The organism is Pseudalkalibacillus berkeleyi (genome assembly GCF_021608225.1).
GTDB lineage: Bacteria > Bacillota > Bacilli > Bacillales > Fictibacillaceae > Pseudalkalibacillus > Pseudalkalibacillus berkeleyi.
On the sequence record NZ_JAKIJS010000001.1, the window covers coordinates 693,963 to 716,916 of the forward strand.

29 protein-coding genes and 1 other annotated feature are annotated in these 22,954 nt (G+C 38.2%); of the genes, 23 read left to right on the forward strand and 6 right to left on the reverse strand.

Going from position 1 to position 22,954, the window contains the following annotated elements:
- The first annotated feature begins 6 nt into the window (after positions 1-6).
- Positions 7-474 carry a molybdenum cofactor biosynthesis protein MoaE gene (locus L2716_RS03690; RefSeq protein WP_236337784.1) on the forward strand — a complete coding sequence of 156 codons (468 nt, stop codon included), beginning with the start codon at positions 7-9 and terminating at the stop codon, positions 472-474.
- Complete coding sequence (moaD, locus tag L2716_RS03695) at positions 467-703, forward strand: molybdopterin converting factor subunit 1 (protein ID WP_236331897.1); 237 nt, start codon at positions 467-469, stop codon at positions 701-703. Before L2716_RS03690 ends, moaD begins: the two co-directional genes overlap by 8 nt.
- On the opposite strand, the gene L2716_RS18280 is transcribed toward moaD, so the two are convergent.
- A complete protein-coding gene (locus L2716_RS18280) occupies positions 700-834 on the reverse strand; it encodes a hypothetical protein (protein WP_268963932.1) in 135 nt (44 codons plus the stop codon). The two genes, moaD and L2716_RS18280, sit on opposite strands and share 4 nt — an antisense overlap.
- Positions 835-970: 136 nt before the next feature.
- Positions 971-1,783 carry an undecaprenyl-diphosphate phosphatase gene (locus tag L2716_RS03700; RefSeq protein ID WP_236331899.1) on the reverse strand — a complete coding sequence of 271 codons (813 nt, stop codon included), beginning with the start codon at positions 1,781-1,783 and terminating at the stop codon, positions 971-973.
- Positions 1,784-1,943: 160 nt separating this feature from the next.
- Here L2716_RS03700 and L2716_RS03705 point away from each other — a divergent pair, with 160 nt between their 5' ends.
- The 5 genes from L2716_RS03705 (at position 1,944) to L2716_RS03725 (ending at position 5,023) form a co-directional block, all read left to right on the forward strand.
- Complete coding sequence (locus L2716_RS03705; RefSeq protein ID WP_236331901.1) at positions 1,944-2,237, forward strand: hypothetical protein; 294 nt, start codon at positions 1,944-1,946, stop codon at positions 2,235-2,237.
- Between the two features lie 135 nt (positions 2,238-2,372).
- Positions 2,373-2,552 (forward strand): YjzC family protein, encoded by a 180-nt coding sequence (locus tag L2716_RS03710; protein ID WP_236331903.1) that lies wholly within the window; start codon positions 2,373-2,375, stop codon positions 2,550-2,552.
- A 210-nt stretch (positions 2,553-2,762) separates the two neighbouring features.
- Complete coding sequence (locus L2716_RS03715; RefSeq protein ID WP_236331904.1) at positions 2,763-3,575, forward strand: basic amino acid ABC transporter substrate-binding protein; 813 nt, start codon at positions 2,763-2,765, stop codon at positions 3,573-3,575.
- A gap of 72 nt (positions 3,576-3,647) precedes the next feature.
- Positions 3,648-4,304, forward strand: coding sequence for an amino acid ABC transporter permease (locus L2716_RS03720; RefSeq protein ID WP_236331907.1), 657 nt, complete (start codon positions 3,648-3,650; stop codon positions 4,302-4,304).
- A complete protein-coding gene (locus tag L2716_RS03725) occupies positions 4,301-5,023 on the forward strand; it encodes an amino acid ABC transporter ATP-binding protein (protein WP_236331909.1) in 723 nt (240 codons plus the stop codon). The genes L2716_RS03720 and L2716_RS03725 overlap by 4 nt, the downstream gene beginning before the upstream one ends.
- Positions 5,024-5,182: 159 nt before the next feature.
- Here the strand turns inward: L2716_RS03725 and L2716_RS03730 are convergent, their stop codons facing one another.
- Entirely contained in the window at positions 5,183-5,362 is a 180-nt protein-coding gene (locus L2716_RS03730; protein ID WP_236331911.1) for a YjzD family protein, read from the reverse strand.
- Positions 5,363-5,585: 223 nt separating this feature from the next.
- On the opposite strand from L2716_RS03730, the gene L2716_RS03735 reads away from it, so the two are divergent.
- From L2716_RS03735 to L2716_RS03775, 9 genes are all read left to right on the forward strand, one after another.
- Positions 5,586-6,329 (forward strand): hypothetical protein, encoded by a 744-nt coding sequence (locus tag L2716_RS03735; protein ID WP_236331913.1) that lies wholly within the window; start codon positions 5,586-5,588, stop codon positions 6,327-6,329.
- Positions 6,330-6,487: 158 nt separating this feature from the next.
- The gene (locus L2716_RS03740) at positions 6,488-7,195 is read left to right on the forward strand and encodes an NAD-dependent epimerase/dehydratase family protein (RefSeq protein WP_236331915.1); all 708 of its coding nucleotides are present in this window, start codon (positions 6,488-6,490) and stop codon (positions 7,193-7,195) included.
- A 57-nt stretch (positions 7,196-7,252) separates the two neighbouring features.
- Positions 7,253-8,206 (forward strand): BMP family ABC transporter substrate-binding protein, encoded by a 954-nt coding sequence (locus tag L2716_RS03745; RefSeq protein ID WP_236331917.1) that lies wholly within the window; start codon positions 7,253-7,255, stop codon positions 8,204-8,206.
- Positions 8,207-8,230: 24 nt separating this feature from the next.
- Positions 8,231-8,416 carry a ComZ family protein gene (locus L2716_RS03750; protein ID WP_236331918.1) on the forward strand — a complete coding sequence of 62 codons (186 nt, stop codon included), beginning with the start codon at positions 8,231-8,233 and terminating at the stop codon, positions 8,414-8,416.
- Positions 8,417-8,605: 189 nt separating this feature from the next.
- Positions 8,606-9,541, forward strand: a complete 936-nt coding sequence (locus tag L2716_RS03755) for a beta-ketoacyl-ACP synthase III (protein ID WP_236331920.1) — start codon at positions 8,606-8,608, stop codon at positions 9,539-9,541.
- Between the two features lie 21 nt (positions 9,542-9,562).
- Positions 9,563-10,801, forward strand: a complete 1,239-nt coding sequence (gene fabF / locus L2716_RS03760; protein ID WP_236331922.1) for a beta-ketoacyl-ACP synthase II — start codon at positions 9,563-9,565, stop codon at positions 10,799-10,801.
- A 185-nt stretch (positions 10,802-10,986) separates the two neighbouring features.
- On the forward strand, positions 10,987-11,208 hold the full coding sequence (locus L2716_RS03765) for a YuzI family membrane protein (protein WP_268963933.1): 222 nt from the start codon (positions 10,987-10,989) through the stop codon (positions 11,206-11,208).
- 110 nt (positions 11,209-11,318) lie between these two features.
- Positions 11,319-12,068, forward strand: a complete 750-nt coding sequence (locus L2716_RS03770) for a YjbA family protein (RefSeq protein WP_236331924.1) — start codon at positions 11,319-11,321, stop codon at positions 12,066-12,068.
- Between the two features lie 120 nt (positions 12,069-12,188).
- Complete coding sequence (locus L2716_RS03775) at positions 12,189-12,857, forward strand: type 1 glutamine amidotransferase domain-containing protein (protein ID WP_236331927.1); 669 nt, start codon at positions 12,189-12,191, stop codon at positions 12,855-12,857.
- A gap of 49 nt (positions 12,858-12,906) precedes the next feature.
- Here L2716_RS03775 and trpS read toward each other — a convergent pair whose 3' ends face one another.
- The gene (gene trpS / locus L2716_RS03780) at positions 12,907-13,902 is read right to left on the reverse strand and encodes a tryptophan--tRNA ligase (RefSeq protein ID WP_236331929.1); all 996 of its coding nucleotides are present in this window, start codon (positions 13,900-13,902) and stop codon (positions 12,907-12,909) included.
- Positions 13,903-13,962: 60 nt separating this feature from the next.
- Positions 13,963-14,208, reverse strand: a binding site (T-box leader).
- A 55-nt stretch (positions 14,209-14,263) separates the two neighbouring features.
- Positions 14,264-14,626, reverse strand: coding sequence for a DUF3899 domain-containing protein (locus L2716_RS03785; protein ID WP_236331931.1), 363 nt, complete (start codon positions 14,624-14,626; stop codon positions 14,264-14,266).
- Positions 14,627-15,051: 425 nt separating this feature from the next.
- Here L2716_RS03785 and L2716_RS03790 point away from each other — a divergent pair, with 425 nt between their 5' ends.
- The 7 genes from L2716_RS03790 to L2716_RS03820 all read left to right on the forward strand — a co-directional run bounded on the left by L2716_RS03790 (position 15,052) and on the right by L2716_RS03820 (position 22,402).
- Positions 15,052-16,722: a peptide ABC transporter substrate-binding protein gene (locus L2716_RS03790; protein WP_236331932.1), complete on the forward strand. Its 1,671-nt coding sequence runs from the start codon at positions 15,052-15,054 to the stop codon at positions 16,720-16,722.
- 156 nt (positions 16,723-16,878) lie between these two features.
- Positions 16,879-17,808 carry an oligopeptide ABC transporter permease gene (gene opp3b / locus L2716_RS03795; protein WP_236331934.1) on the forward strand — a complete coding sequence of 310 codons (930 nt, stop codon included), beginning with the start codon at positions 16,879-16,881 and terminating at the stop codon, positions 17,806-17,808.
- Positions 17,808-18,824: an oligopeptide ABC transporter permease gene (gene opp3C, locus L2716_RS03800; RefSeq protein ID WP_236331936.1), complete on the forward strand. Its 1,017-nt coding sequence runs from the start codon at positions 17,808-17,810 to the stop codon at positions 18,822-18,824. The genes opp3b and opp3C overlap by 1 nt, the downstream gene beginning before the upstream one ends.
- 19 nt (positions 18,825-18,843) lie before the next feature.
- Positions 18,844-19,863 (forward strand): ABC transporter ATP-binding protein, encoded by a 1,020-nt coding sequence (locus L2716_RS03805; RefSeq protein ID WP_236331938.1) that lies wholly within the window; start codon positions 18,844-18,846, stop codon positions 19,861-19,863.
- Positions 19,863-20,852, forward strand: a complete 990-nt coding sequence (locus L2716_RS03810) for an ABC transporter ATP-binding protein (protein ID WP_236331939.1) — start codon at positions 19,863-19,865, stop codon at positions 20,850-20,852. Before L2716_RS03805 ends, L2716_RS03810 begins: the two co-directional genes overlap by 1 nt.
- Before the next feature lie 156 nt (positions 20,853-21,008).
- Positions 21,009-21,863, forward strand: a complete 855-nt coding sequence (locus L2716_RS03815) for a DegV family protein (protein WP_236331940.1) — start codon at positions 21,009-21,011, stop codon at positions 21,861-21,863.
- Positions 21,864-21,982: 119 nt separating this feature from the next.
- Entirely contained in the window at positions 21,983-22,402 is a 420-nt protein-coding gene (locus L2716_RS03820; RefSeq protein ID WP_236331943.1) for a hypothetical protein, read from the forward strand.
- Here L2716_RS03820 and L2716_RS03825 read toward each other — a convergent pair whose 3' ends face one another.
- Positions 22,403-22,939, reverse strand: coding sequence for an HD domain-containing protein (locus tag L2716_RS03825; protein ID WP_236331945.1), 537 nt, complete (start codon positions 22,937-22,939; stop codon positions 22,403-22,405).
- Positions 22,940-22,954 lie beyond the last annotated feature (15 nt).

Sequence of the window (22,954 nt, forward strand, 5' to 3'; positions counted from 1 at the left end):
CGTGTGATTGAAAATTACAGGATTATTAAAGAAGAAATTGAGGTAAATAAAGTAATAAATCGAGTCGTCCATCCGCATGCTGGTGCAATTAATACATTTATAGGTACAGTAAGAGAACTAACAAATGAGAAAAGGACACTCTATTTAGAATATGATGCATATGTCCCTATGGCAGAAAAAAAGCTAAAACAAATAGGCGACGAAATTTGTGCAAAATGGAAAGAAGCTCGTGTTGCTATTGTGCATAGGATTGGGCGATTAGACATTACTGATATAGCTGTCGTTATTGCAGTTTCAACTCCACATAGAGCAGATTCTTATGAAGCAAGTCGATACGCAATTGAACGAATCAAAGAAATCGTTCCCATATGGAAGAAGGAACATTGGGAAGACGGTGAAGAATGGATTGGTGACCAAAAGGAAAACAAACGTTATCCGTCAGGTAAACCAGGAAAGGAGCTTTTGAATGATTAATATTATGTTATTTGCAGGTCTCCAAGAAAAAGCGGGAAAGAATCAGCTTTCAATTGATAAAGATGAAATGACTGTCAATGAGATTGTCGCTTATATAAAAGGTAGTGAAGTAAATTTAAACTTAACGAATGTGATGGTCGCGGTAAATGAAGAGTTTGTCAGTAATCCTGAGCAAGTTGTTAAGTCGGGGGATGCTGTTGCCCTTCTCCCGCCAGTAAGTGGCGGTTAATCAGCTTCATTCTCTTTCGCACAATTGAAACATAAGATTTCACCTTTATCGGTTTGGACACCATTTAAAAAGCCATCCAAACAGAAGATAGAAGCGTTACAAACATAACACTTTCCGATATATTCCTTCATTTAAATGCACTCCTTTATCATTATAAGTATTTATGCATACATTATCTCTAATGGAGCGAATAATTTCTAGATAAAAAAGAAGTGACCACGAGAGGATGACTTAAATCCTTCATGGTCACTTCTTTATATTGTACGATTACATGAACAACAGGATGAGAGGTCCTACGATAAAGCAATAGATCGCAAAATACTTTAAGTTCCCGCGTTCCATAATATTCATCAACCATTTTAATGAAAAGTAAGATGCAATAAATGAAATTAAGAATGCCACTAAATATGGGATTAGAAGAGTATCGAGTGTTGGGTCATCTTTAAGATCACCAATACTCAAAACCATCGTCCCGACACTTACAGGAATATAGAGTAGAAATGAATATCGTAAAGCAGTTTGTTGTTTCATTCCTAGTCCCATCGCCGCTACAATCGTAGCACCTGAGCGACTGATTCCTGGAATAAGTGCAATGGCTTGGGCGAATCCGACAATCAACGCATCTTTAATAGAAAGATCTTGATCGTTCTTCCTCCCTCGTAGGTTACGAATAAGCCATAGAGCAATACCTGTAATGATTAAAGTGACGCCGATTACTTTAATATACTTCAAATTATCTGAGATGTAATCTTCTGCTAAGATCCCGATCACTGCAGCTGGAATCGTACCGATAATCAAATATACGATAAACATGAAATCTGAGCGGTATTCTTTATTTCTTGTTTGCGTAAATTTCAATCCATTTGTTGTTAATCGGACTAAGTCTTCTCGATATATGACGAGCACTGCTAATAACGAAGCGAAATTCATGAATACCTCAAAGCCGAATCCTTTAATATGTATATCTAGAATTTTCTCAGCAAGAACCAAATGTCCGCTTGATGAAATGGGAATCGGTTCTGTGATCCCTTGAATTAGTCCAAAGAAAGCATATTTTATTAATAAGAATAGTTGTTCCATTCAGTGTTCCTCCAGTTACGTCTCTTTTTATCACATGTAGTCATTAAACAATAAATTAGGCTGTACGTAAAGAGACAAAATTGTGATACTTGTTTTGAACTTGTCCTTACACAAATTTTAATTTAGATGAATATCATGTGAGTGTAAGGGAGGGAAGATTGTGTCTTACCGTAAATATATGAAAGCAATGAACACTCATAACCAACAAATGATGAAAATGTGTAAAAAGCATGCGAATCAATATGTGCAATGTAACATGATGGATGGGAAAGTTTATGAAGGATATGTAGAAAAAGTCGATAAGCAAAATGTATACTTAATTGTAGAAATTCAATATAAGAAGAAAAGTGGTCAAGAAAGGCCTTATATGGGCTTTCCAGAGCACGGGTTAGGATTCCAACGTTTAATCCTTCCGCTACATCTCCTTACTGCTGTATCGCTCATCAACTACTAATATTGAAAGTCACCAATGTCGGTGGCTTTTTTTGTTATGGATGTTCTCATAGGAAATGAGCCTTTATATTTTAAGCAAAATATTTCATTAATTTCTTACTTAAAGTAAATCCTACTGTTGAAAGGAGTGAAACAAATGGGACAAAACCATCAATTTAACCCAGGCCAGAAAGCACCTAACAATGGAGTTTATGTAGAAATTGGGGAGACGGGGAGCATGGTCACAAACCCGAAGGAAGTTAAGATGCATGCTGGGGATACGTTTCCGGAAACGAGTAATCATAATCGCAAGTGGACCTACAAAAGAAAACCTTAAAACGTCTTCGTAAGACAAGTGATCTGAACGTATGTTCAATTTCATCTTGATATTCCATGATTTTAATACTAAAATAAATATACACATAAACTAATAAAAATAATTGTCAGACTAAAAGGAGTGGGGAACAGAAAGAGAAAAAGGTTGGTGTGTTTTACTATACTAAAGAGAAAAACGAATAAAAATGCAAATTTCCGGGGGAGGAAGAAAATGAAGAAATCAATTAAAAGTTTATTCGCACTAACGATGGTTGGCATGTTAGCCATCCTTGCAGCATGTGGTGGAAGTGATAGTGGGTCTGGTGACAAAGGGAAGAAGTTAGAGGTCGTAACAGATGCCGCTTACGCACCCTTTGAATATATGGACAAGGGTGAGATCACTGGTTTTGATATTGACTTCCTAAACGCAGTTATGAAAGAAGCTGGATACGAAAGTGAATTCAAAAATATAGGTTGGGATCCTCTATTCGCAGAAATCCAAGGTGAAAAAGCTGACCTCGCCATTTCAGCCATTACCATAAATGAGGAACGTAAAGAATCATTTGATTTCTCAACGCCATACTTCGAATCGACGAATATGATATTAGTCCCAGAAGATAGTGATATCAAAAGTGCAGAAGATTTAAAAGGGAAGAAAGTCGCTGTGCAAAACGGTACGACAGGACAAGCTGCGGTTGAAAGTATCCTAGGGAAGAACCACAAGAACATCAAAAAATTTGAAAACAACACCTTAGCGATCATGGAATTGATTCAAGGTGGTGCTGATGCAGTGGTTGCGGATAATACCGTTGTAATTGAATATGCAAAGAACAATCCAGACAAGAAATTAAAGACGATTAAGGATGAAAAGAATTTCGAATCTGAGTTTTATGGCCTCATGTTTCCAAAGGGTAGTGACTTGAAAGCAGACTTTGATAAAGCTGTTAAAGAAGTCATTAATAACGGAACTTACTCTGAAATTTACAAAGAGTGGTTCGGTGATGAACCAGATTTGGAAGCTTTAAAAAAGCAAATGGAAAAATAATAGCATCATATAAAAAATGCGTAACGAAACTTGGTTACGCATTTTCTACAGAGAGGCAGAGGGAGAGGACATATGAATCTCAGATTTGATCTACTAATAGATTATGCACCATTCTTCTTAAAGGGGACGTTATACACAATTGGGTTTTCATTAGCTGGTATACTCATCGGAACCATCTTTGGGTTATTAATTGGATTAGGAAAGTTATCACCATACAAAATCATACGATATCCACTTGATTGGTACGTTACTTTCTTCCGTGGGACACCGTTCTTTGTTCAAATTTTGCTCATTTACTTCGGTGTGGTACCATTACTGATTGGAGATTCAAATGCAATTTTTGCAGGTGTATTAGGATTATCATTAAATGCAGCAGCTTATATAGCAGAAATATTTAGAGCGGGAATCCAGTCAATTGAGAAAGGGCAAATGGAAGCATCTCGTTCTCTTGGAATGAACTATTATGAATCTATGCGTTATGTCATATTGCCGCAAGCAGTAAAACGAATGATTCCTCCACTAGGAAATGAGTTTATTGTGTTGATTAAGGAATCATCCATTCTTGCGATCATTGCTGCTCCTGAACTGATGTATTGGGGAAGAGCGATGCAAGGTCAATATTACCGCGTTTGGGAACCTTATTTAGCTGTAGCACTGATATACCTCATACTAACGCTCACAGTTAGCACTGTGCTAAACTACATTGAGAGGAGATGGGCTACAGAATGATAAACGTACAAAACTTAAAGAAATCATTTGGATCATTAGAAGTATTAAAGGATATTAATGTAGAAATTAAGCAACAAGAGGTCGTCTGTGTCATCGGTCCATCTGGGTCGGGGAAGTCTACTTTTCTCAGATGTCTCAACTTACTTGAATCGATCACTGACGGTAAAGTTTTCATTAAAGGGGTAGATATTACCGATAAGAAAACGGATATCAATCAACTAAGGACAGATGTGGGGATGGTTTTCCAACAATTTAACCTATTTCCTCATAAAACTGTACTTGAAAATATTATGCTTTCCCCTATGAAGGTAAGAAAGCTGAGTAAAAGTAATGCAGAAAAGAAGGCACATGAATTACTTGCGAAAGTAGGTCTTTCAGAAAAAGCCTCCGTTTACCCTGGTTCTTTATCTGGTGGGCAGAAACAACGTGTTGCTATTGCTAGAGCACTAGCAATGGAACCTGAAATCATGTTATTTGATGAACCAACGTCTGCCCTCGATCCAGAAATGGTAGGGGAAGTTCTAGAAGTAATGAAGCAGCTTGCTAAGGAAGGTATGACAATGATTGTCGTTACTCATGAAATGGGCTTTGCTAGAGAAGTTGGCGATCGTGTCATCTTCATGGATGAGGGGTATGTCGTCGAAGAAGACGTTCCAAAGAAATTATTCGAAACGCCTCAACATGAACGAACAAAATCTTTCTTAAGTAAAATATTGTAATGGTAAGAGACTGACTTTGTCAGTCTCTTCTTTTCATTCACCGATTCAGCAGGAAAACAACAGACTGAAGATGTTTAAATCAACAAAGTATTAGAGCCTTTTACTTAAAAACAGCCAAATAAAAAAACGTTAGGCGTTATTTCCTAACGTTTCTTTATATCATTCAGCTGTTTCGTCTTTAATGCCCGCATCGCCTAAAACGAACACGAACAATGCGAATACAACTCCGATGATACTTGCTAATGCGAAGTTATATGATCCACCTTGCATGGAGCTTAATACGTAAAAGGCCATATTGCTTAACAAGAAGGACCAAATTAATGTCCAAATATAGCGCATACAATCACCTCAAGATTTATATGTAGCATTTATCCAATTCATATTGTAGCACAAAATGACATGGTTCAAAACGTTTTCAATGAAGTTCCTCAAAAAGTTCACGAAAATACATATAAACTTACGTTAGATATCATGCGATCCTCCAAATTGGGTGTATGTCTCGTTCTCTTTTCAAACTTTTGCATACATTAACTAAGAATGAATGTATAAGGCGTGATGTTAAATGAGTGGTACCAATTGCCGCTTTCAACAAATTAATGACCAAAGCTTACTCATTCACCTACCCGAGCGACCAAACGGCTTTGCGATCCTTTTAATTGGTGATGTTAATCATTATGTAACTCCACATACAAGTTCTTGGATCCAGCATCCCGAACGAGCTCATTTTGTTAATGAATTGTGCAGTTATGGCTATACCGTCATTTATTCCAATTTATATGGCAGACATTGGGGGAATGATCCAAGCGTGGAAATGTTGAATCGGATCTATTTAACGATATTGAAGCAAGAAATCCTTAATTCTAAAGTTCATGTTTTAGCCGAAGGTATGGGAGCGTTAACCGCATTAAAATGGTTTGAGAAGTATAGAGGGCAAGTTAGGTCTGCTGCTTTTATGAATCCTTGCTTAAGTTTACAAGCTCATGGAGAATCCGTTAAAGAACAGAAGTTGTTTTACAAACAGTTTCATAGAGAAATTTGCCGGGCTTATAGTCTTTCAGAGGAAGAAGCAGAGGAATTTTTGCTAAGTGATCGAGGTGTACATCAATACGTATCTGATGTTCCTGTGAAAATTTGGCATAATATGAGTGGTACACCCTACTCCTTTATTAAGCATAGCCGCGCCTATGAATGGGTAAGGGAGCAACTTGGGGCTCCTATATCGCTCACCTTGCAATTAACAGACACGAATAAAGGGTTTGCAAAAAAAGTAAAGGCATTCTACAACTTACACGAGAAAGACTTATAGGGGTTCAGTTTATAAAGGTAGGATTCTTTATCAATTGGGTCCCTATTCAATTTAATTATGAATAGTATGTACATAATTTACGATGTAGAAGAATTAGTTCATTATTCCATTTTCATAAATAAGATAATAATAGAATGATGAAAATGGGGGTTCACATAATGACAAACGTACTCATTACTGGGGGCGCAGGAGAGGTCGGTTTAACGCTTACTAAAGAATTTATTAAAGAAGGAATAGATGTTTACGGAATTGACGATATAAATAGAGAAGAACATGAAGAGCTTGCTTATCTTGGGAGAAATGCGCTTTACCATTTTACTAATAAAAGTATTACATGTGTTGATTTTACTCAATTTGAACCTGTGGATGTGATCTTTCATTTAGGGCAACGCTCACCATCTACAAACAAGTATTCAGATTTACGTACAACATTTAAGAATCAAAAGAAAAATACGGAGCTTATTGTTAACTTCGCTTCGACTTGTGGTGCCACAGTTGTGCTTGTTTCAACACTTGATGTATATGGAGAACAATTAGCGGACCCTAATCCAAATATCGAAATCCCGTTGCCAAGAAGTCTTTATGGATCTTATATGTTATCAGAAGAAACTTTTCTTGTGAGTTCTGCTACAGCAAACGATGTGAAATACTGCATCTTGCGAATACCACCCATTGATGGGTTCAATAATCTCATTGAAAAAAGGTGCCAAGGGATAGATGAAATCGAAAAAGCAGGAGTTTCGTCCCAATGTAGAGAATTGATTAACGGTCAAAGCATTTCTAAGAAAAAGCTTGTAGATTATTGTTTCTCTATTCTTAACGGAGGGATTGAGGAAAAGGTTATTACTTTATTTAATAAATATTGAATTTCGTATATACTATAACTAGTTTTATTCTCTTATGAGATGAAGGAGAGGAAAAGAATGAAAATTATTACACCTTTCCTGATTGCCATATTGTTACTCTCTCTATCTGGATGTCAACAAGCTCTAGGGAGTGGGGATTTAAAGAACGTTGGACTTTTGATTGAAGATACGATAAACGACCAAGGGTGGGGTACCAAAGGTTATAAAGGCTTACTTCAAGTGAAGAATGAATTCAACAATAAAGTGTTCTATCGTGAAGAAGTTAAATCAAAAGAGCAGGTTCTAGAAGCAGTCAGAGAATTTCAAAAGGACAACGTCAACCTAGTATTTGGACATGGTAAATTGTACGCGCCTTTATTTATGGATATTAAATCTGAATTTCCAGATATGCATTTTGTAAGCTTTAATGGTAAAGTGAGTGGAAAAGGAATTACAAGTGTCCATTTCGATTCTTATGCAATGGGATATTTTGCAGGTGTTGTCTCAGGTGCAATGACGAAGTCTGGACAAGTTGGTATGATTGCTGCATTCCCATGGCAACCAGAAGCAACAGGTTTTAGAGAAGGAGCTAATGTGTATAATCCAGATGTTGAGACGAATATATCATTTGTTCAAGATTGGAGTGATACAGACAAAGCGATAGAGATCTTCAATGATATGGACGAAAAAGGCGTCGATGTGTACTATCCTGCAGGTGATGGATATACCGTACCAGTGATTGAGAAAGTGAAAGAAAAAGGTGCTTATGCAATCGGATTCATCTCTAACATGTCTGATCTTGGAGAACAAACCGTTTTGACAAGTACTGTACAACATGTAGATAAGTTATATGTGAAAATTGCACAAAAGCATAATGATGGCAAACTCTCAACAGGTAACATTCATTATGATTTCCAAGAAGGCGTTATCTCTCTAGCTCCATTTAGTTCGGCAGTTCCTGAAGATATACAACAGCAGATTTCATCATTAGTGGATGAGTATAAAGAAACGGGGAAACTCCCCTCACCATAAATGAATTGTTTGGAGGAAGTAAGCATGGATCAAGAACGTAATATGAAGTTTATGCAAATTGCAATGACCCATTTACCTGAAGCTAAACAGCTAATGGAACAAAAAGGATTAGAACTTTCAATGGAAGATATTCAACCGATGTTGAATATGTTAATGAAAGTTATGAATGATGCCTATGATTTAGGTAAATCTGACGCGGAAAATCAATAATCATACATATCTAAGAATGCCTTTCGTCTTGAGCGGGAGGTTTTTTATTTTGTTGGCAAGCTTGGACAGTAGACTTAAGATATTAAACACATTGCTACTGGACAACTTTGGTATTTTGAATTAATATTAGTACCAAGTCATAATATAAGATACTAAGGAACATGAATTCATACGAAAAGGGGTAATAGTATGAACGCAGGTGTGATCGGAATTGGAAGATATGTCCCGGACCGTGTGTTGACGAACCAAGAATTAGAAAAAATGGTGGATACATCAGACGAATGGATTCGGACAAGAACGGGAATAGAAGAGCGTAGAATTGCTGACCAAGATATGGATACATCTCATATGGCAGAACGTGCTGCTGACGAAGCTTTGAAGGATGCTGGTCTTGATGCTAGTGAAATCGACTTGATTTTAGTAGCAACCGTTACAGGTGACTATGGATTTCCTTCTGTAGCATGCCTTATTCAAGAAAGATTAGGTGCGAAGAATGCTGTTGCGATGGATATTAGTGCAGCCTGTGCAGGATTTATCTATGGTATGATAACAGCAAAGCAATATATTCAAACAGAAACCTACAAAAATGTCCTTGTAATCGGAGTTGAAAAGCTTTCGAAAATTACAGATTGGGATGACCGTAATACTGCTGTCTTATTCGGAGATGGAGCTGGTGCTGCTGTAATTGCTCCAGTATCGGATGATAAAGGAATTCTTTCATTTGATATGGGATCAGATGGTACAGGGGCGAAACATCTGTATCAAAATGGGGACCTACTCTATATGAATGGGCGAGAAGTCTTTAAGTTTGCGGTGAGACAAATGCCAGAATCATCTATGAAGGTTGTTGAAAAAGCAGGATTGAGTAAAGAAGATGTAGATTTCCTGATCCCGCATCAAGCAAACATTCGGATTATGGAAGCAGCGAGAGAAAGGCTAGACTTGCCGAAAGAAAAAATGGCAGCCACAGTGGGCAAGTTTGGAAATACATCATCATCATCTATACCAATTGCATTAGTCGAATCACTTAAAGAAGGTAAAATAAAAGACGGAGATGTACTGGTACTTGTAGGGTTTGGCGGTGGCTTAACCTGGGGTGCAGTAGCGTTACGTTGGGGAAAATAGTTGTAAGGAGCTGAATTTAAGATGAGTAAGCGAGTTGTTATCACAGGACTCGGAACAGTATCTCCTCTAGGAAACGATACAGAAACAACTTGGAGTAATATTGTTAACGGGAAATCAGGTATTGGTGAATTAACAAGAAGAGATAAAGATCAATTTCCGGCCAAAGTTGCTGGTGAGGCGAGAGAATTCGATCCAGAACAGTACTTGGATAAAAAAGATGCAAGAAAGATGGACAGATTCACGCAATTTGCAATTGCAGCATCCTTAATGGCTGTTAAGGATGCAGATTTAACAATAACCGAAGAGAATGCTGATCGAGTAGGCGTGTGGATTGGATCAGGAATCGGTGGTATGGAAACATACGAGCAACAATTCCAAGTGTTCATGGAAAAAGGGCAACGAAGAGTGAGTCCATTCTTTGTACCGATGATGATTCCTGATATGGCATCAGGTCAAGTGTCCATCATGTTAGGCGCGAAAGGTATCAACTCATGTACGGTTACCGCTTGTGCTTCAGGTGCAAACTCGATTGGTGATGCATTTAAAGTCATCCAACGTGGCGACGCGGATATAATGGTGACTGGTGGTAGTGAAGCACCAATCACGAATATGGCGCTTGCTGGATTTTCCTCTTCAAAAGCATTATCTACAAACCCGGATCCGTCATCAGCAAGTCGACCATTTGATGCAAACCGAGATGGCTTTGTGATGGGTGAAGGCGCAGGTATTCTAGTCATTGAGTCATTAGAATCTGCTCAAAAACGTGGAGCGAAAATTCATGCTGAAATTGTCGGTTATGGCGCAACAGGTGATGCTCACCATATCACACAACCAGCTCCAGGGGGAGAAGGTGGCGTTAGAGCAATGCAAATTGCGTTGAATGATGCTGGGCTTCGTCCTGAAGATGTAGATTATTTGAATGCACATGGTACGAGTACTGACTTTAACGATAAATATGAAACAGCTGCGATAAAAACTGTTTTCGGAGATTATGCTCCTAAGCTCGGTATTAGTTCTACTAAATCGATGACCGGTCATCTGTTAGGTGCAGCTGGTGCATTAGAGGCCGTGTTATCTGTTAAAGCTATTCAAGATAATATCATGCCACCAACAATTAATTATGAAACACCAGATCCTGAGTGCGACCTAGATTATGTACCTAATGAGGCGCGTAACGCCGAGGTTAATGTCGTGATGAGTAACTCACTTGGCTTCGGTGGTCATAATGTTGCACTTGTTTTCAAAAAGTTCTCCGAGTAAGAAATAATTACAATAATGGAACTGACCTTAGGATGAATCCTAAGGTCAGTTTTTTTAAATTAACTTTTAGAATACATTTATATAGAAGAAAGTCGGTATTTCAAAGTGTTAACATGCATAAGTTCTCTACATTCTCCATATAGTGAAGTATTCATGTACAAGCACTCGTATAGGAGATGAGGGCTTTGATCTTTCGATTATTTATATTAATTATAGGATTTAGTTTTGCTGTATCAGGTGGTGTCAGCTTAATTGCCTTTTTAAATTTAATTACAACTGGTCATGGATTTGTGAATTATATTATTTTTATTTCTACTAGACCAGAATTATCAATCTTTATAATAGGCTTAGCGCTCATTTGGGGGAGTATTTATTTACCATCATTTAGTAAAGATTCGGATGAGTGACTAAAAAATACATTTGTCGACTTAAAAGTACCTGAATGTAGAATAAAAACATGAACCTCTGACTATACTGATTTTAACAATCCGTAAATCCTGCAAAGTGAGGGGTATACATGTTGTACTTAAGAGATGTTTGGGTAAACTGGTTCGAAGGTGAAGAAAATGGCTATAATGTGTGTGAATTTCATGAATGGCGTAAAGAAGATTTTATTGAACTTCTTGACCAAGTTCCGATCATTAAAATGGAAACAACTCTGCTCAATTACATAGAAAATGACTTGAGTGAACTTCCAAACCAGTTGTTGGAGGAAGTTAAAAACAAGAGTTATATCAGAAAAAATAATCAACGAGAGCAGATTGAGTATTGTTTCATTGCGACAGATGGCCGGAAATGTATGATTGTGGATACGATGGGCTATAAAATTCCAATACGAAAAAGTCGTATGATTCCACGTCAAGAACAGCTCGTATATGAAATGGCAGAGGAATTAGATCCTAAACGGTATTCATTTGAAACTGTTGAGCAACAAAAGAAGGAGTATCATATACTTTCTCCTGAGCCACATAGTATGCATGGGTTAACGAGAAGGGAAAGACAGCTGAAACAGCTTTTGTTCATGGCACTTGATCAAATGTATACTGGAGCGAATACAGCTGAGGCAAGGTATTGGTACACGGAATGGTTTCCAGAGAAGTATTCAACAATTCAACAGATGAGTTTTGATGAAGCATGGAGAGCACTTTACATTGAAGTCTGTCATGGATGGACATCGAAACATCAATCAATTTGCGAGCGTCTTATAAAAGGACAACCTTATTTCGAGAAAATTTGGGAGCTTGAAAAAGGGACACATGTAAATTAGCACAATAATAAGTCGACCAAAATGAGTCGGCTTATTATTTTTTTGTTCTAATAAGTTTAACTGCGAGATATGCCGGGAACGAAACAAAAGAAGTTTCGTATAAGCTAAGGAGGTATTACATTGTCTAAGAAAGTGTTAATGATTGTAACAAATGCAGATAAAATAAACGAGGAACAATCCACAGGTCTTTGGTTAGAAGAGTATGCGACTCCTTACAATCTCTTCAAAAATCAAGGTTATGAAATACACGTTAGAAGTCCAAAGGGTGGCGAAGTACCGCTAGATCCAAATAGCATCCCTGAGGAACCGAAAGCAGAGTTCGATGAAGCTCGAGAAAAGTTGAAAGATACGAAGCCACTATCCGATGAAGATTTACAAGGGAACTATGATGCGGTGTTTTTACCAGGAGGACATGGAACGATGTTCGACTTCCCTGAGAACACTCATATACAGAAAATTATTCAAAACATGGATGAAGCGAATAAAGTAATTGGAGCGGTTTGCCATGGTCCTTCTGGTTTAGTCAAGGTTACAGACAAAAATGGAGTTCCAATTGTAAAAGGTAAAAAGGTCAATGGTTTTACGGATGAAGAAGAGGAAGAGATGGGACTAGTAAAAGAAATGCCATTCCTACTTGAAACGTCATTAAGAGATCTAGGAGCAGAATTTGTTCGTGGAGATAAATGGACTGACTTCTCAGTTAGAGATGGAAATCTAGTTACAGGTCAAAACCCAATGTCTAGTGAAAGTACAGCTTTGAAGGTAATTGAAGCTTTAAATGAACAATAATAAATAAAGACCATCAGCGGTATTCCGTTGATGGTCTTTAATTTATAAACTATTTTTTCTTTCTTTTGCGTTCAAGTCCCATTGCTCGTTCAGCTTTTTGAAGCATTTTGTTTGCAACACGATTCGCTTTTTCTGCTCCCCGATCTAGAATATCATCTAGTTCGTCGGAGTTGATAAGCGCATTATAACGTTCTTGGATCGGTTTTAAACTCTCGATGACTGCAAGAGCGACACCTTCTTTAAAATCACCATATCCTTTTCCTTCGTACATATCTTCAATTTCATTAATCGATTTTCCAGAGCACAATGAATAGATTGTCATTAAATTAGATACTCCAGGCTTATTTTCTTTATCGTACTTTACGATGGCTTCGGAATCTGTAGTGGCTCGCTTAATTTTCTTCATGATTGTTTTTTCATCATCTAACATTGAAATATAACCAGCCGAATTCTCATCTGACTTACTCATTTTCTTATCAGGTGTACCTAAATCCATTATTCGAGCACCGATCTTAGGAATATGCACATCAGGTACAGTAAAGATATCGTTATATTGCTTGTTAAATCTTTCTGCAAGGTTTCGAGTCAGCTCTAAGTGTTGCTTCTGATCATCTCCAACAGGTACAATATCCGTTCCATAAAGGAGAATATCAGATGCCATTAATGGGGGATACGTTAATAATCCTGCTGATACACCAACACGATTATCGGCTTTATCTTTGAATTGCGTCATTCGTTCAAGCTCACCCATGTAGGAGATACATTGCATGATCCATCCCATTTTCGCGTGTGCAGGTACTTCAGATTGAATAAATAACGTTGATTTCTCTGGGTCAATTCCAATTGCTAGATATAATGCTGCAAGCTTTCTAGAGTTATCTCTCAATTCTAGTTTGTCTTGAGGTACTGTTATGGCGTGCTGGTTCACGACACAGAAATAACAATCGTTCTCCTCTTGATAGGTTACAAAATGCTTTAATGCGCCTAAATAGTTTCCTAATGTAGGAAAGCCAGTAGGTTTAACGCCTGAAAAAATTACGGACATTTCAACTCACTCCTTCAAATATAACTTTCAAAAATATAAAAAACGCGCTACAAATCGTCTTATTGGGACGATTGTACCGCGTTGCCACCCAGAATTATTCTTTATAAAAGAATCACTCATGTCTCTGCGAGTTGTTAAACTGACAGAGTGTCCTTGATATCGTCTAGACATGACGTCGAAGCCTACTTACAAAGTTCGGTTCGAATGCTCAGAAGTCCATTCCACCTTTGCCCACATCTGTTTGCACCAACCACAGACTCTCTATAGTGGGAGGAAAAGTGTACTACTCTTCATCTACGCACTTTCTATTCTTCATTTTAGATTATCGATAGTATATCCAATTCGAAATTGAAATGCAATATTAAATATTGAACGAAATCAATACGGTTGTTAGAAATCCAACGATACCTGTTAGCAATAAGGGTTCAGTGTACGTATACTCAAATACTTCAGATGGTAAGTCAATGTTCTCTACATCATCCATAATCGCTCCGTACCTTGTTCCTTTTTTCATAAATCGGCGCACACTTAGCGTGAATGCATCAAAGAAACCACCACGCGTTACGAACATCAATGAACCGATTATGATATAAAACATAGAAACAATGAACACAGAATTGAGCACTGTCAAAAATGTAATTGTTTCATAATAGAAGTATCCAGCACCTATTCCGACTAACAATAGTAACAGAATAAAGATGATAGATCTTTTGATAAGTTTCATTATGTCACCTCAAGTCGATTTTACACGATATACATAGAAACAAGCAATATGTTTACACGCCCTTTACACATGTAATTAATCTGAAGATTCGATAATAAGCGACAAATGCATATTTTATACATACAAAAGATTAGAAAATGCCTATATATCAACGGCATAAGGTGATTGTCATACAGTTTTTTTCTATTTTTAAGCACTCCCTACCCAAAATAGCGCATAATTAAAGTAGGTAAATAGTCCTATTTTTCGTCATGAAACCGTAATGAACATGGGCTTTTTGTAAAGTATATGAAAAAAACGCATAGCAAAATTGTGCGAAAACTTGTATAATAACAATTGTGAACGAAATTCCTCAAAAATCTGACAATTTTTTAAGGGACAAGGTTCGCAACATTTCACCAATATTTAGGGGAGGTCATTAAGGCATGAGAAAGTCAAAATGGTCATTACTATTAACACTAACTTTAGTGTTAAGCATGTTCCTAGCTGCATGTAGCGGCGGAGACAAAGATTCCGACAGTAGCACTGGCGGAGACGGGGACAAAGACAAACCAAAAGAAGATGTACCTCAAGTTTTAAACATCATTGAAACTGCAGAAATTCCAACGATGGATTCTGTACAAGGTACAGATGCTGTAGCATTCCAAGTTATGAACGAAACAATGGAAGGGCTTTACCGCTTAGGTCCAGACAACCAACCTACTGAAGGTATCGCGGAAAGCCACGAAGTTAGTGAAGACCAAACAGTTTACACGTTCAAGTTACGTGATGCTAAATGGTCAAACGGTACACCTGTTACTGCTCAAGATTTTGTATTCTCTTGGCAAAAAGCAGTGGACCCAGAAGTAGCTTCACAATATTCATTCATCATGGGACCAGTTAAGAACGCGGAAGCGATCACTGCTGGCGACATGAAACCTGAAGAATTAGGTGTAGAAGCTGTAGATGAGAAGACGTTGAAAGTAACGCTTGAGCGTCCAACTCCATACTTCCTTAGCTTGACTACATTTGCGACATACTTACCACAGAACGAAGAGTTTGTTACTTCTCAAGGCGACAAGTACGCACTAGAAGATGACACGTTGATCTACAATGGTCCTTTCACACTAACTGATTGGAAGCACGAAGAAGGATGGGTACTTAAGAAGAACCCTGACTACTGGGATGCTGAAAACGTTAAGCTTGAAACGATCAATGTAAAAGTTGTTAAAGACCCTGCAACATCAGTAAACCTATATGAAACTGGAAAGATTGACCGTGCTGGTCTATCCTCCGAGTTCGTTAACAAGTATAAAGATCACGAAGATTTCAAATCTTACGGAGAGCCTGTACTCTTCTACTTCAAGTATAACCAAACTCGTAACGAAGCATTGGCAAACGTTGATGTACGTAAAGCGTTGAGCATGGCAATCAACAAGAAGGACCTTGTTGACGTTATCCTTAACAACGGATCAATTCCAGCGTACTTCTCTGTACCAAAAGATTTCGTTACACATCCTGAAACAGGTGAAGACTTCAACGCAGCTAATGGCGACATGCTAACGAATGATGTTGCAAAAGCTAAAGAGCATTGGGAAAAAGGTCTTGAAGCTCTTGGAAAAGATAAAGTAACGCTTGAAATCTTAGGTGGAGACACTGAAACTTCTAAGAAAATGCAAGAGTATTTCAAGAGCCAGCTTGAAGAAAACCTTCCTGGTCTTACAATCGACCTTAAAGGTGTACCATTTAAGCAACGACTTGAGCTTGATGAAGCAATGGATTATGACATCCAATTCGCAGGATGGGGTCCTGACTACCTTGACGCTATGACTTTCGTTGACCTTTGGGTAACTGACGGTGGACATAACAAGATGGGCTATTCTAACCCTGAGTATGACAAGCTAGTTAAGCAAGCTAAGAACGATCTTGCTGACAAGCCTGTAGAGCGTTTCGAAGTAATGCAAAAAGCTGAGAAACTTCTACTTGAAGAAGATGCTGCAATCGGACCACTTTACCAACGTGGAGCTTCTCAATTGTGGAAGCCTTATGTTAAAGATGTACCGATTCACTCATTCGGACCTGACTACAGCTATAAGTGGGCTTATATCGAGAAATAAGATAAGCACTTAGTCAGAATCAGGAGAGGATCAGGAGAGTATATGTCGTCCTGAATGACGTATACTCTCTTTTCCTGTTAACGGAAAGTTTTTTGAAAATAATAAATTTTAAGGTGAACTGACGTTTCAGTAAGAACAACATGGAGGTGGAAGAGGATGAAAGGTTATATCTTTCAACGTGTGGTGTATATGGTTATCACACTGCTCCTCATTGCATCAGCGACGTTTTTCCTTATGAAGGTAATGCCAGGGACGCCCCTGAGTAATGCGGAAAAGCTGACTGCTGAGCAAGAAGTGATCATATTAGAAAAATACGGGCTTAATGACCCCGTCCCCGTTCAATATATTAAGTATATGGCAAATGTCGTCACAGGAGATTTAGGCGTCTCGTTTCAATTCGACGGACGAGGTGTAACTGGTTTAATCTTGGATCGAATCGGTCCTTCTGCACAATTAGGACTTCAAGCAATGATCTTTGGATCAATTTTTGGGATATTACTTGGGATCGTATCAGCCATTCGGTATAACACGATTTGGGATTACAGCGCAACGATGATTGCGGTAATCGGTAAATCAATCCCTAGTTTCGTATTCGCAGCCTTATTGCAATATTATATCGGTGTTAAGTTACAATGGTTCCCAGTTGCCTTCTGGGAAGGTTGGGAATATTCGGTACTTCCAACAATTGCATTAGCTACGTTTGTTGTAGCAATTGCTGCTCGTTTCACACGAACAGAAATGCTTGAGGTAATGAGTCAAGACTTCATTACAACAGCGAGAGCAAAAGGTGTGAGCGGATTTGCTGTTGTATTCAAACATGGTATCCGTAACGCATTAATACCTTTGGTTACTATTATGGGACCTTTAGCGATTGGTCTAATGACTGGTTCACTCGTTATCGAAAACATATTTGCAATCCCGGGATTAGGTGAACAATTCGTTCGATCCATTCAAACGAATGATTACCCAGTAATCATGGGTACAACATTATTTCTATCATTTTTCTTAATATTGATTATCTTAATAGTTGATATTCTTTACGGTGTAATTGATCCAAGAATTCGTTTAGCTGGGGGGAAAGACTAATGAGCAAACGTGAAAACGAAGTAACTAATGAGCTATTTCAACCTGCTCATATGGATACTGAAAGCAGTGAAAAGATTGCTGGCCCCAGTTTAAGCTTCTGGCAAGATGCATGGATCAGATTACGTAAAAACAAAGCTGCTATTGTTGGGGTAATTATCCTATTAGCGCTTGGTATTCTTGCGATATTTGGACCAATGATGAATCAATACGGTTTTGATGATCAAAATCTTAGGCGTGCTAATCTACCAGCAAAGGTACCTGGAATTGAAAAGCTAGGGATCATGGATGGAACAGATGAAATGGGCAACGATATGTACGAACTTAAAGGAGTAGAGGAAGGTACTTACTTCTGGTTTGGTACAGATGGACTTGGGCGTGATCAGTGGACACGTATTTGGTCAGGAACTCGAGTTTCGTTGTATATTGCTTTACTTGCAGCCGCGATTGATATGGTAATTGGTGTAGCGTATGGTGGGATTTCAGCTTATTACGGCGGACGTGTGGATAATGTCCTTCAACGTATCGTTGAGATTCTAATTGGTATTCCGAACTTAGTCATAGTTATTCTAATGATTCTCGTTCTGGATCCTGGGATCATTTCGATCACTGTCGCCTTGACGATAACCGGTTGGATAGGGATGTCGAGGATAGTTCGTGGTCAAATGTTGAAGCTGAAAGGACAAGAATTTGTTTTAGCAGCTCGTACACTAGGTGCTTCAGATAATAAAATTATTTCTAAACATTTAATTCCAAACGTACTTGGAGTCATCATCATTAATACGATGTTTACGATTCCAGCTGCGATATTCTTTGAAGCATTCTTAAGCTTTATCGGATTAGGTTTACAGCCACCATTAGCTTCATTAGGTACGTTGATTGATGAAGGGTATAAAAATATGCAAATCTTCCCTTATCAAATGATTTATCCGTCGATTGTCATCAGTTTGATCATGATCGCATTTAACGTAGTAGCCGATGGATTACGCGACGCACTTGATCCGAAAATGAGAGAATAGTAGAAGGTGGGTGAAGAATATGGAAAAAATTCTAGAAGTAAAAAACTTACACGTATCATTTGACACCTTTGCCGGTGAAGTTGAGGCGGTAAGAGGTGTGAATATAGATTTAACTAAAGGGGAAACCTTGGCGATCGTTGGTGAGTCAGGTTCTGGTAAATCCGTTACTTCCAAAAGTATCATGCGATTGATTCCGAACCCGCCTGGTCGAATTAAAGAAGGAGAGATCCTTTTTGAAGGTAAGGATTTAGCCCAATATTCAGAGCGAGAAATGCAGAGAATTAGAGGTTCAGAGATTTCTATGATCTTCCAAGATCCTATGACTTCATTGAATCCGACGATGACAATCGGAAAGCAGATTATGGAAGGGCTTCGGATTCACCAAAAGATGTCGAAGTCCCAAGCAACCGCACGAGCAATCGAGCTATTGAAGCTTGTTGGTATTCCAAATGCAGAGTCACGTCTTAAGCAATATCCTCACCAATTTTCTGGTGGTATGAGACAACGTGTCGTAATCGCGATTGCACTAGCGTGTAATCCTAAGATTCTAATTGCGGATGAGCCAACAACTGCTCTAGACGTAACAATTCAAGCACAGATTCTAGATTTAATGAGAGATCTTCAAGATAAAACAGGTACAGCGATCATCTTAATTACACATGATTTAGGTGTTGTTGCAAATGCTGCACAAAGAGTCGCAGTCATGTATGGTGGACAAATCGTTGAAACGGGTACAGTCGATGAAATCTTCTATAAGCCACAGCACCCTTATACATGGGGACTGTTGGCATCTATGCCGAAAGTTGGAGATTCTGGTACTGAATTGATTGCGATTCCAGGCTCACCTCCTGACTTGAGTGATCCTCCTAAAGGCTGTCCGTTTGCGGCTCGTTGTCCACATGCGATGCAAGTCTGCATCGATCACATGCCAGATGCGACAGAAGTTTCTGGATCGCACCAAGCGGCTTGTTGGTTACTGGATGAGAGAGCACCTAAGGTTGAAAAACCTGAAGCAGCAACAATTGGAGGTGCACGTTAATGGCAACTAGAGAAAAGTTAGTAGAAGTTAAGAACTTAAAAAAATACTTCGACATGGGTAAAGGACAGCACTTGAAAGCTGTCGATGATGTTTCTTTTGATATATACAAAGGTGAAACACTTGGACTTGTTGGAGAGTCGGGTTGTGGAAAGTCTACAACAGGACGAACGATTATCCGCCTTTACGGAGCGACTGATGGTTCAGTCACTTTCAACGGGGAAGATGTTCATGGCAAAAAGGACAAAACGAAGTTAAAGGAATTCAACCGTAAGATGCAAATGATCTTCCAAGATCCATATGCATCATTGAATCCAAGAATGACTGTTAAAGATATCATTGCAGAAGGTATTGATATCCATGGTCTTGCGAATTCGAAAGAAGAAAGACTTGAGAAAGTTTATGATCTTCTTGAAACAGTTGGATTGAATAAAGAACACGCGAACCGTTATCCACATGAATTTAGTGGTGGACAACGTCAACGTATTGGGATAGCTCGTGCACTAGCTGTCGATCCAGACTTTATCATTGCTGATGAGCCAATCTCAGCACTAGATGTTTCGATTCAAGCTCAGGTTGTTAACTTGATGCAAAAGCTTCAACGAGAGCGCGGTTTGACATACTTGTTCATTGCGCATGATCTTTCAATGGTTAAACACATTTCTGATCGTGTTGGCGTTATGTATCTAGGAAACTTAGTCGAGCTAACCGAAAGTGATACACTATACAATGAGCCGCTACACCCATATACGCAGGCTTTACTTTCTGCGATTCCAGTTCCAGATCCGGAATTAGAACGTAGTCGTGAGCGTATTATTCTTGAAGGAGATGTACCAAGTCCGGTATCACCTCCAAGTGGATGTCGCTTTAGAACAAGATGTCCACATGCAATGGATATATGTGCTAAGGCTGTTCCTCAATGGCAGGAAGCTAGAGAAGGCCATTATGTAGCATGTCACTTATATGATGACGAGCTGAAAGAAAACCAATAAATGTTTAAATGGGACGGTCTCTCTTGTGGGAGATCGTTTCTTTTTAATGTATGAACTTATTTTATAGTACAAATAGTTGTTTTTTTTGATAAAAAACAATAGGATATAATAGAAGAGACACTTAATCATGTATTTGAATTGAAATGAGGTAAGGATATGCCTATAGCATTTGTTTTGGATAGTGGAAGCGATTACTTAGGACAAGAGGATACAATTGAAACATCTTGCCCAGTACATGTTGTTTCCCTAAATGTGAATTTTAAAAATGAAGACACTTACTTAGATGGAATAGATCTCACACATGAAGCTTTCTACGATAAAATGAGAAATTCAAAAGAACTACCTAAAACGAGTCAACCAGCTCCACAAAAATTCTTTGAGACGTTTAACAGGTTAATTGAAGAAGGCTTTGAGGTAATCTATTTAGGTATTGCAAGTGGCTTAAGTGGTACATTTCAAAGTGCGAATGTTGCTAAAGAAATGCTTTCAGAAGAGAACCAAATGAAACTTCATATGGTAGATACGGAAACTGTCTCTGCTGGCGTCATTTATTTATTGCAATATGCTGATTCTCTAGTTCATAACGGTCTTAACGCGAAAGAAGTACACGAGAAATTAGAAGAACGAAAAAAGAATGTTGCTGGAATTATACTACTTGAAACATTAGAGAACCTAAAAAAAGGTGGAAGAATTTCCGCACTCCAAGGAAGGGTTGGGGGGTTTCTTAACATCAAACCTCTCCTTAGTGTAGGTCAAAACACAGTTGAAACTCTTGATAATTTTAGAGGGAAGAAAAAGGGTATTCGTAAACTGACAGAAATGCTATCCGATTGGAGAGAAAATCATGATGAACTTTTCATCGTGCATAGCTATCCTTCTCGTCAAATGGTAATGGATCATTTTAAAGAACAGTTTTCTTTTGATACATTTAAGAAAATTCGATATATTAAGCTCGGTAGTGTAATAGGTACGTATGGTGGCGAAAATTCAATAGGTTTTATTAAATATTAAACAGCTCATTCTTTGGGCTGTTTTTTGTATACCAATTGATGAATAAAAGCAGGATAAAACAGAGCTTGTGTATAATAAATGAATTATTATCGTATAAATGGTATGGAGAGGTGTTGTAAATGATCTTCTATCAATACGACCCAGAAGTGGATAGTGACTATATCATGCAGCTAATAGATACACAATGTATTCAGTTAGACAATTTCAACTTAGAAGAGTCCCAACAAATAGAGATTGAAGACGATGAAGAGGTATTTATTTTTTCTAATGATGATGTTGAAGTGGGGTTACTATGGTATACAGTAAATGAGCAACATAAGTCTCTTGCTATTAAATGTCTTTATCTATCTCAAGAACAATCCTCAATGCTCCAAAATAAAGTTCTCCATTTCGCTATTAAGCGAGCGAAGTATTTAAATTTACAACAGGTACAATTTGGTTGTGGGGATGGTTTGGATGAAACCCAGCTAATAAGGGAACTGGGTTGCAGTTCAATGACAAACGAGGGGAAGAGTTATTGCTGTTACTTATCTAAATAATTAGCTTGTTTGTTGAAAGGTTTTCTGATGTTGTGTTGTCAATAGCTTCTCATCCAAATTTTTCACTTGTTCCACTGCCTTTTCTAGTGAAATCTTACGATAATGATGCATCCCATTTGGTTCTTCGTCAGCTTCATCCGCTAATTTCACAACTTTTTGTAAAGGACTAAGGTGTAAACTGCCTTGTGGTAAGTAAGAATCTGTATGCAATAAAATCGCAAGTGAAATTTCCTTAGCAGACTCACGACTTTCACCTAACTCGATTAATATTTTATGAGCTCTTTCTGCCCCTTTAATTGCGTGAATATCATTTGCTTTATATTGTTCGTAATCCCATTCCCCGTCTCGGTACCAAGTGTAATGGCCAATATCATGTAAGAGTGCTGCTTTACATGCTAGTACCGGGTCTACTCCTATTTGGTGTGCAAGCTTAAATGCATGATAGCTAGAGGCAATCGCATGTACGACACCTGATCTTTGGATGTACTTCTGTGTCTTCGGATGTTCGAAAATTTCTAGTAGTGTTGGTCGTAGCATAGGTATTCCTCCTTA

Coding starts and splice junctions, on each gene's coding strand:
- moaD (WP_236331897.1), top strand. CDS start 467: ATGATTAATATTATGTTATTTGCAGGTCTCCAAGAAAAAGCGGGAAAG.
- L2716_RS18280 (WP_268963932.1), bottom strand. CDS start 834: ATGAAGGAATATATCGGAAAGTGTTATGTTTGTAACGCTTCTATCTTC.
- L2716_RS03700 (WP_236331899.1), bottom strand. CDS start 1,783: ATGGAACAACTATTCTTATTAATAAAATATGCTTTCTTTGGACTAATT.
- L2716_RS03710 (WP_236331903.1), top strand. CDS start 2,373: ATGGGACAAAACCATCAATTTAACCCAGGCCAGAAAGCACCTAACAAT.
- L2716_RS03715 (WP_236331904.1), top strand. CDS start 2,763: ATGAAGAAATCAATTAAAAGTTTATTCGCACTAACGATGGTTGGCATG.
- L2716_RS03720 (WP_236331907.1), top strand. CDS start 3,648: ATGAATCTCAGATTTGATCTACTAATAGATTATGCACCATTCTTCTTA.
- L2716_RS03725 (WP_236331909.1), top strand. CDS start 4,301: ATGATAAACGTACAAAACTTAAAGAAATCATTTGGATCATTAGAAGTA.
- L2716_RS03730 (WP_236331911.1), bottom strand. CDS start 5,362: ATGCGCTATATTTGGACATTAATTTGGTCCTTCTTGTTAAGCAATATG.
- L2716_RS03735 (WP_236331913.1), top strand. CDS start 5,586: ATGAGTGGTACCAATTGCCGCTTTCAACAAATTAATGACCAAAGCTTA.
- L2716_RS03740 (WP_236331915.1), top strand. CDS start 6,488: ATGACAAACGTACTCATTACTGGGGGCGCAGGAGAGGTCGGTTTAACG.
- L2716_RS03745 (WP_236331917.1), top strand. CDS start 7,253: ATGAAAATTATTACACCTTTCCTGATTGCCATATTGTTACTCTCTCTA.
- L2716_RS03750 (WP_236331918.1), top strand. CDS start 8,231: ATGGATCAAGAACGTAATATGAAGTTTATGCAAATTGCAATGACCCAT.
- L2716_RS03755 (WP_236331920.1), top strand. CDS start 8,606: ATGAACGCAGGTGTGATCGGAATTGGAAGATATGTCCCGGACCGTGTG.
- fabF (WP_236331922.1), top strand. CDS start 9,563: ATGAGTAAGCGAGTTGTTATCACAGGACTCGGAACAGTATCTCCTCTA.
- L2716_RS03770 (WP_236331924.1), top strand. CDS start 11,319: ATGTTGTACTTAAGAGATGTTTGGGTAAACTGGTTCGAAGGTGAAGAA.
- trpS (WP_236331929.1), bottom strand. CDS start 13,902: ATGTCCGTAATTTTTTCAGGCGTTAAACCTACTGGCTTTCCTACATTA.
- L2716_RS03785 (WP_236331931.1), bottom strand. CDS start 14,626: ATGAAACTTATCAAAAGATCTATCATCTTTATTCTGTTACTATTGTTA.
- L2716_RS03790 (WP_236331932.1), top strand. CDS start 15,052: ATGAGAAAGTCAAAATGGTCATTACTATTAACACTAACTTTAGTGTTA.
- opp3b (WP_236331934.1), top strand. CDS start 16,879: ATGAAAGGTTATATCTTTCAACGTGTGGTGTATATGGTTATCACACTG.
- opp3C (WP_236331936.1), top strand. CDS start 17,808: ATGAGCAAACGTGAAAACGAAGTAACTAATGAGCTATTTCAACCTGCT.
- L2716_RS03805 (WP_236331938.1), top strand. CDS start 18,844: ATGGAAAAAATTCTAGAAGTAAAAAACTTACACGTATCATTTGACACC.
- L2716_RS03810 (WP_236331939.1), top strand. CDS start 19,863: ATGGCAACTAGAGAAAAGTTAGTAGAAGTTAAGAACTTAAAAAAATAC.
- L2716_RS03815 (WP_236331940.1), top strand. CDS start 21,009: ATGCCTATAGCATTTGTTTTGGATAGTGGAAGCGATTACTTAGGACAA.
- L2716_RS03820 (WP_236331943.1), top strand. CDS start 21,983: ATGATCTTCTATCAATACGACCCAGAAGTGGATAGTGACTATATCATG.
- L2716_RS03825 (WP_236331945.1), bottom strand. CDS start 22,939: ATGCTACGACCAACACTACTAGAAATTTTCGAACATCCGAAGACACAG.